Source organism: Candidatus Enterococcus moelleringii, assembly GCF_017377575.1.
GTDB classification, from domain to species: domain Bacteria; phylum Bacillota; class Bacilli; order Lactobacillales; family Enterococcaceae; genus Enterococcus_A; species Enterococcus_A moelleringii.
In genome coordinates this window covers 1-8,485 of sequence record NZ_JAFREM010000035.1, presented here as the reverse complement: position 1 = coordinate 8,485, position 8,485 = coordinate 1, and the positions used below count along the sequence as shown (strand labels likewise).

The 8,485-nt window shown below is 41.3% G+C and carries 7 protein-coding genes; all 7 read right to left on the bottom strand.

What is annotated here, in order from left to right:
- A partial coding sequence (locus JZO70_RS20450; protein ID WP_207675549.1) for a hypothetical protein occupies positions 1–635 on the bottom strand: 635 nt, incomplete at its 3' end.
- Between the two features lie 14 nt (positions 636–649).
- Positions 650–1,384: a recombinase family protein gene (locus JZO70_RS20445; RefSeq protein ID WP_207675548.1), complete on the bottom strand. Its 735-nt coding sequence runs from the start codon at positions 1,382–1,384 to the stop codon at positions 650–652.
- A gap of 217 nt (positions 1,385–1,601) precedes the next feature.
- Positions 1,602–4,826, bottom strand: a complete 3,225-nt coding sequence (locus JZO70_RS20440) for a C-type lectin-like domain-containing protein (RefSeq protein WP_207675547.1) — start codon at positions 4,824–4,826, stop codon at positions 1,602–1,604.
- A gap of 110 nt (positions 4,827–4,936) precedes the next feature.
- Positions 4,937–5,587 carry a TasA family protein gene (locus JZO70_RS20435; RefSeq protein ID WP_207675546.1) on the bottom strand — a complete coding sequence of 217 codons (651 nt, stop codon included), beginning with the start codon at positions 5,585–5,587 and terminating at the stop codon, positions 4,937–4,939.
- Positions 5,584–6,465, bottom strand: coding sequence for a BsaA family SipW-dependent biofilm matrix protein (locus JZO70_RS20430; RefSeq protein WP_207675545.1), 882 nt, complete (start codon positions 6,463–6,465; stop codon positions 5,584–5,586). The genes JZO70_RS20435 and JZO70_RS20430 overlap by 4 nt, the downstream gene beginning before the upstream one ends.
- Entirely contained in the window at positions 6,462–7,280 is an 819-nt protein-coding gene (locus JZO70_RS20425) for an LPXTG cell wall anchor domain-containing protein (protein ID WP_207675550.1), read from the bottom strand. The genes JZO70_RS20430 and JZO70_RS20425 overlap by 4 nt, the downstream gene beginning before the upstream one ends.
- A gap of 20 nt (positions 7,281–7,300) precedes the next feature.
- A partial coding sequence (locus tag JZO70_RS20420) for a hypothetical protein (protein WP_207675544.1) occupies positions 7,301–8,485 on the bottom strand: 1,185 nt, incomplete at its 5' end.

Genomic DNA, 8,485 nt, shown 5'->3' with positions numbered 1-8,485 from the left:
CCTACCCGTTCGAACTTCCGTTTAATCTTATTAATCAAACAAGACAGCTGACTCATATTGGAAGGAGTTTCTCCATCGTGCCATAAGTACTCGCAAATTTCCTTGCGAGAAAGCACCCCATCATTCTTAGCCTGCAACAACTGTTCAAACACTTTCTTCTCTGTCTTGGAAAAACTATTCCAAACCGTCTTCACTAAGCTTCTTTCAGATTCGCTATCCCCAACAGGAAAGGCTAGAATCTGACTGTTAGCCATTCTTTGTTCGTACACGATCTGTAGTGCTTCGGCGATCGCTTCCCGCAATGTCTCGATCGAACCATTCTTCGAAACCCAGCCATGAATCCCCTGATCCTGCCACTCGGTCTGTTCCTTAATCGGATAGACTTCGCTGTTTCTCAATACAGCGATCGGAAAAGTCTGTAAAGTCGGCAAAATTTTCTCCACTTCACTGTTACTCAATGTTTCACTTAAAATCACGGCCTGGAAAAAGGAGAACATCGGTGAGCCCTTGCCCATTTGTAAAACTTGCAGCAGATCCGACGAGCATAAAACCTCATAGTTCAAATAATGAAGCTGTCGGATTAATCCCTCTTCTGATAAAATATTTCTGGTTAAAATCAATACATGTTGTTGCATAAATTCCACCTTCTCTAGGATTTTTTCGTTTTTTTCTTCACAGGCTGTTCCACAGCTTCACTGTCCACCAAGACATTCCATAAAATAATTAATGTGACGACAATACAGATCATCACTTGAATCCACACTTGATCAAAATACGACTCGACTAGCTTAATACTAAAGATTGCCAGTAGGAAACAGATGACTAGAATAATTGCCAACTGTACCTGCCTGAGTTCCTGTTGGATACGATATACCGTTTCGATCGGCACTCGCTTTCGCTGAGCAATTTGTCTAACTGTTAGTTTCTCCACTAACAACCAAATAATCTCCCGATATAATTTGCGAGCTTCCGGCTCTTTACTGAACAAAGAATAAGCCGACTTACTCCGATTCCGTTCTTTACCAACTTGAACCAAGTATGGGTGCAGCAACCGATCATTACGAACCGACCACTTAAAGATCTGACGCCATTCCTCCAACGTCATCTGGGGCATGTTCAATACATCCAGCTCAATCTTGCGTTGTTCCAATTGATCCAAGCAAGCCAGCAGTTGCCGATAATCTCGCGAAAGAACTTCCAAAGATGCAATTACTAACGTATCGCCTTCTTTAGAAAAATCTAGCAACGCTTGAAACTCACTCATCGGTGAAAACAAGGCCTCAGCTTCTTCATGACCATCGGAGAACACTTCGTCCACAAAGTAGTCTTCCAATAAATCCAATTGTTGGGTGAATTGATACCCTCTTGCATACCCCAGATTCATCGCCTTCGGCCTCTTTCTTCATAAAATTCCCCTTTATTCTTGGGTCTTGGTGGTGCTTTTCTCGCGCCAGGTTTTCTGATCATTCTAGATAAATGTGCTACTTTTCGTTCCAATTCTTGTTGCGAACGAATCAGATTAAACAAGAGGTAACTCTGAACCAGCAGCACCAGTCCCAGCACGAGTAATAAAAGATAGACCACCAATCATTCCTTCCTTTCTACGGGTTAACAATCTTCCCTAAGTCATTGTGTTTATAGTCCCAACTATATGGTTGAGGATGGCCACCATTGGTTCCGTTCGGTTCCAAATAGATGGTGATCCAGTATTCACCTTTATCATAAATGTCCGTTCGAGACAGCAAGATCTTATCGTCACTGAAATCAGGAGTATCCGTATGACTTGCTTGATCATTTGACAGAGAATAGCCCGCTATCTTGTAAAAGGCAGGAACAATCACTGACAACTGAACTTTATCTTCCGCATTCCCTAAATGATCTGTAGCAAAAATCACCTTGGTAAAACCAGGATTATTGCTTTGTTTATCAGAAGCAATCCTTGTATCCAATTGATAATTCCCATTAATCGACCCATCGCTATTCAGTTGATGTTTAACAGATAAATATCCCTCTGATGGAACCACTAGTTCAGTATTGGAATTTGTAATCACTTGTCGAACATTTAAGTTTGCTCTTCTAAGAGAGTAGATTAATTTTCCCTCTTGGTGTGTATCAGTTACCTTGTAAGAAAGGGGTTTGGGTGTATTACTCATATCTCGCAATTCAAGAAATGTGTAAAAATCCAGTTCTTTTGGAACGACAGTAATTGCCTTGCCAATCCTCAGCTCTTGATCATAAAGAATATCACCAGCAGGCAGTGCGGTTCCATCTTCTTCGTAAGCTTTCAAGGATATTTTTTGCGGGATGGCTGCATTCCAGCAAACATCTGTGAGTTCCTCGCTTTCAGTTTGACCACCATATTCGGAGAATTCAACGTAGTATCCTTTCAAATTGCGTGGGTCATATGTCCAATTTCCTGGCAAATCGTTCCAGTATTTATTGTTTAACTGAGCAAACTGTAAAGCGTATTCTTCAGAATTATGGTTGCTAGGTTCTGTAGGTGTAAAAGCACTATAGGCATTCGGTGGCGTATAGCTTCCCGTTCGTGTTTTACCTACAAAAAATACGTTTCCCGATTCTGGACCATTTGCCCAATACCATTCGTCTTGATTTATATTGTAGTCTTCTACTCTTTGAGGTACTGTCATCTCATCGTTAATCTTAGTTTGATTTACTAACACACCTCTTGTACCACCTAGCCAGCCTGGCTCTTTGGCAATATTATCAAATATGAAATTGTGCTCTTCTTCAGACATTATAGTAGCCAGATAACCTGTCAGCCCTCTATACTTCATTTTTTTTGCACTATTATAAGCTTGAAACCAGTTTTTCCCTGGTGCTGTAAATTCTGGCATAAAGACATAATAGTGTGCTTTTCCGTCCCCATCAATCCAGGAAGTGTACACTTTCTCATGTAAGATCACCTTGATAGTTCCAGCATTATTTACTGGATCATTAATAGTAAATCGTAAGTCATTTAGGAAATTCTGGATAGTTGCTGCTGCATTATTATTTTCCATCGCAAAACTGAAGGAATAGTAATCAGTTGTTTCACTATTTTCAAACGAGTACCAGTCTGTCGGTAAAGTTAATGAAGCAAAGTCCTTAATCTCTGTATTCTTGGGAATTTGAATTTCGATTGATTTCATTTTATTACCGATTGAGGTATCGATTGCTAGATCAACTAGTTTGGCCTCATCACCGGTTCGCTCGATTTCAAAATCCACTGGTTGAACTAATTCCTCTATCAGTTGGCTAGAAACTTCACTAATATTACTTGCACGATCAATTGCTACTACGTGTAAGTACTTGCCAGATGCTTCTTGGCTCGAAAGAGTAATTGTTTTAGCAGTCTCATATTCAACAGAGTCATCATCAGGATCAGTTTTTAAATCACAAAGATCTGGATTAATCCTACCGTGTGGATCACTATCTTTTAGTCCCTTTACCTTAGCTGCTACTCCTGTAGTAGGATTATCTATAGGACTGTCTGTAATCGCATAAAAGTATCCAGCTATATTACTGGTAATCACTTCTTCCACTATATCAGATGTCAATAATATGCCATCTCGTGTATCCGCCTCAACTTTAAATCTGTATTTTTTCCCCTTGTCTTTAGCATCTACTCTGATATTGATTGAATCTGTGCTTCCACAACGAATAATCGATTTGGGTTTGTCAGGAGCTTGATCGTCTTTTACAGAATAATCAGAAGCATTACTTTCTAGTGATACTTGGGCCAAATTATAAAGCACATTAGCTATTATTTGACGCTCTTCTATATATGAAGTTCCATTACTATGACCGGTTTGAATCATTGCTACATTATTATTAGTTTTCAAGAACCACGCGCCACGCCAGTTCGCATCATCGTAAATATCGACTGCCAAAGGAGGCTTCGGTTCGATTAATTCTGCCCAGACTGTTCCAACACCTTTTGCTGATAGCTCTGTATTATGAGTGTAAGGGATATCTAAGACTACCCCATTTCCCATTTCAAATGGATATTTCATTAAATATCCATTATTTAATATTTTTATTTTATCTGAACCAGTGTATACAGCAGGACTTGAATCCCAGTTATCGTCCCAACCTGTTGCTACGTTAGGTGGATATCCTATTCCTAAATCGCTTCTAAATTCTAAAAAGTGATCCACCCCAGCAGGCTTTAAGCTATTGTGCTGAACTATCGTATCATGACCAAATAGGACCCCTCTCCCTGTATTAACAAAATCTCTAGTTGCCTGATACCCAGTTGCATTTAAAATTTTAAAATAGTTACAGTCCCAACTTCCAAACATAATGACATCGTATAAGTATTCTCCAGACGGGGCTTTTAAAAAACTATTTGGGTTTGCATTATAATCATTAATATCCACTGGAGTAACCTGAATCAAGTTTGTTATTCCGTCATCTGCCTTCAATCCTAAACCGTCCATCCATCCCTTTAAAGTATTGGACTGTGGTATTTCAGGATATACATTCAATACTCGTATACTTTTCCCATAGGACATCGACCGATTTTCCCAAGGCCCCCCATCCTCAGATTGATACAGCTTATATCCTGACTGAGTCAAGTTATCTTGTGCAGTCCAATCTAGCTTTGCGTAATTCTGCCGAACATCAGTTGAATTATCCCAACTGTTATCAGCTGTTAAGCGAAAATCTCCTGGTGTGACAACAGTTGAAGCCTGGATTTTTTCTGGTGATTTAGATTCTATTCGAAATAAATTATAGCTGACTCCGGCAACTAAAAATATCAGTATTAAAGCAATAAAACTTCGTCTAGTAATTTTCTTTTTTTGTTTAATCAAACCCTTAATCATTTTCCCTACCCCTTCTTTCAACACTTATCAAATCAATGTTCTAGTTGTAAAACACTCACCTCATGAGTGTTGCTTCTCTTAATGAGGGACACAGTGGGGAAGCTGTATCCCTAGTCTTCTTTTTCTGTCTCTGGTTGTAGTGCATTATCCACATCTTTTAATGGTGATCCTGTTTGCGGCGTACTTCCTTGCCACCAAGCATCTCGATAAGCAAATTCTGCACAATTGATTGTCTCCACTTTTAAAGTGATAGAAAGCTTAGCCTGTAAATATCGATCAGCCAGCTGATCTGAAAGCTTCACAGTTTCAAACAGATAGCTAGTCTCTTTACCTGGTTCCACAGCTTTTGTATAGTAGTAATACCCATCACCACCATCGATCCAATCAGCGGTGGTCATTTCTTCAAGTACAATATCCGCTCCTATTTTTAACGGTAGTACTTGTTCGTTCGGTTCGTCTCTTACAATGCACTTTCGTACTTCTGGCAGAACCATCACTCGGACAAACTGCTTAATGGTTCCAGTGTTTTCAATCCGAACCTTTTTAGTAACTGAAGTGTTCTTTTTTATTGATTCCAATGGCCCATCAAACACTTCGTCAATCTTTGTCTCCACCTGTCCAATCTGGAAATCATTTTCTTTGCGATCTTGGTCCGTCATCGCCGCATAAACCAGATAGCCGCCACCAATTAAAAGAAGGAGACAGCCAAGAATTACGGCTAAATAGATTGGGCTATGAGACCGTCTTTTTCGCTGCTTCATCCTGTGCCTCCTTCACTCGTTTTGTTCATGTAGTGAAGCTTATCCTTATACAGTTTCTCGGCATCCGTTCCTTTTATGCTCCAGTCAGTTAAGACCGATTCGGAAATATCATGAGCGTCCATTTCTGGCACCAACTTATACAGCGCTCCTTTGTACTCGTTGGCATAAGCAGGACTTAGCGTGACACTCTTTAGCAGATCTTCCGTGACCTCATTAGGCTCCAAAATTTCAGAATAATAAAAGTAGCCGTTATGGTAAAACCAATAGTTGGTTTCATTTGTCGGTAGCTGATCAAAAAACTTAGTCGGATGGAAATCCAGTTGGAAAGAAGCCAACACATTGTTAGGCCTGTTACTGTACTTGTAGGTTTCATTCTTAAATACGGTATCAGCTAGGTAAAAAGTGGACGCATCTTCTTGATACTTATTTCCTACTTCCCAAGTACTGACATCATCAACCTTGATCAACGTATCCGTGGCATCATCCAATTCATGCACCTTTAAGTTGCCGTTACCATTAACAATGGTGTCATCTAACCGATGATTGTCGGTAATATCGACGTCAAAGCCCACAAAGAACTCTTTGAAGGACAATCGGACAATGGCTTTGGTCGTACCGTCATTTTTCACCCGAACCGCTTTTATTCGAGTGGTTCCCGGTGCCCAACGGGTTACCGTATGGAAATCTTCTTCGATTCTAGCCGATACGATCGTCTTATTTTTCGGTGATCGGTTGACCCGTTCATCGGCTTTTGTTACCCAAGCATAGGTGCTCCCAAGAACCAATAACAGACTTAACACAAGCGAGAAGCAGGCAAATAATAGCTTGCTTTTAACAAACACCCGAAACAAATGGCGGCGTTTCTCCTTTTGATTCATTCCTGCTCCTCCTCTCGTGGTCTCTTCCATAAGAACAAAGCAATCAAGATTAACAACAATCCGGTGAGAAACATATACACGATCTCTTCACCCGTTTGTGGTAAAAGCTTGCCCGAACCGGAGGCACGAGGTGGTGTACCTCCAGTTCCAGGCAATGCACCCCGACCTGATCCCGACGAATCGGAAGAAGTGGTCGGCGTAGAAGAATCGGATGATTCAGAGGACTCAGATGGTTCTGGTGGCTCACTAGAATCAGAAGGTTTGGTTGGTTGATCTCTGGTTCCCACAAAGGTCCAGTAAAATTCCAACACACTTTGTTCCCGCAGATCTTCATCACTTACTGCAGGATCGACCGTAAAAGTCGCCGTAAGAATCTTATCGGTTCCGTACTTACAGACACCTAACTCTAATGGCGTCTTCGACCAATCGAACGTCCCGTCACCTAGCAGCAACCCATCGTAAATCTCTTCGCCATCCAAAGACAACGTCAAGAAAATATGATCCGCCCAGTTGATCGAGCCTGTGGAAGAGACTTCTTCAGCCAACAACCCTAACGAGAACGGCTCTTCCAGATCCAAGCTGCGAATGGTAATTTCCTTTTCGTAGCTATCTCCCGGTTTAATGTCCACCAGATCAATGTAATACTCACCATCTGATGTCGCGTACACGCCATCCGAATCGCCAATGACCATGCCGGGAGGAAGTGCTTCTACCGCATGTGCAGACAATGAACCGCCAAAACAAAGTAACAGAAGCAGGAGGCTACTGAGAACAGCAGCAATTTTTTTCAACCTTGTGTCCTCCTCCCTTATCATGGCATTCATTTTTCATTCCATTAAGGTCCGGGCGGTGTTGGCGGTGTTGTTAAGAAGGTATGGATCAAACCAGTATTCGTTTGACTTGTAGTCATGCCCCAACCAGCAGAATCAGTTAATGCTTCTTTGTTTGCGGCAATAGCTTCCATTTTCAAACCTAAGTCATAGCTGGCATTGGTATATTCTTTACCCATAGCGCCTTTGAAGACTAGATTCTTCATTAACAAGTCAGTTGTTTGACCAGAACTTAATTTCGATGTGTAGTAGAACCACCCATCGTCCGAATTGTATACCCACTTGTTTGCGTCTAAGGTAGTTGGTGTCACCATTGATGGTCCATACTCGATGGCAATCGCACTTGTTTCTAATCCATCCGTATCTGCTTGTACATCGTATTGCTTACCACTCTCAATTGGCACCTGAGGTATAGCGGCTGCTGGTTTTACAGGAATTGCAGTAGCAGAAAGGTCAAAGCCTACACCAAAACCGTCAGCTTCTGCTTTGTAATTATAACTAACACCATAACGACTTCCTGCAGTACCAATCAATGCACGGCCTGTAACCGTTGTTTCACCCTGCGGTGCCACGCTTGACTTCGCCCAGTTGACTACTTTATGTGTATAGCCCTTTGCATAGTAGCCATACTTCACATCAGATAATGTGTAGTTCCAATCTTTTGCTTGATCGCTAGTATTGGTCGCAAAATCTGTCGGATTCGCAGAACATGACATTGCTTGATATTCGCCAGCTGTATATTCATGAACTAAACGATATTCCATGCTATGAGTAAATTTCGTTGAATTGTAAGGATCTACTTGGCGACTACCTTTGACGAACAATTTCACATTCTCATCAGCAGTAGCATCTAAACCAGTAATTTGAGCCGCAGGTACTTCGACAAAACCATCTTTGGTTGCTTGCGCCATATCAAAGATGATCGGTGCATCTTTTCCAAGAGTCGTTTCATCTGGATCATATTTTGCGGTTGGATGCGTAGTTAAATCGTCGTATTTAGTTTCTCCTTTGTTAGTTAGATGCTTCAGGACTTCTTCATACGAGATACGAATAAACACATCTTCATTCCCCGTATTGGTAACAGAAACTTCCTTCTTGGCTTTCTTCCCACCGACAAGTGTCGTTGGCTCGTAATCTTCCTTCAAGACCACGCTGTTGTCATTGACCGCCGCTGAAGAGGCACGGTTGAT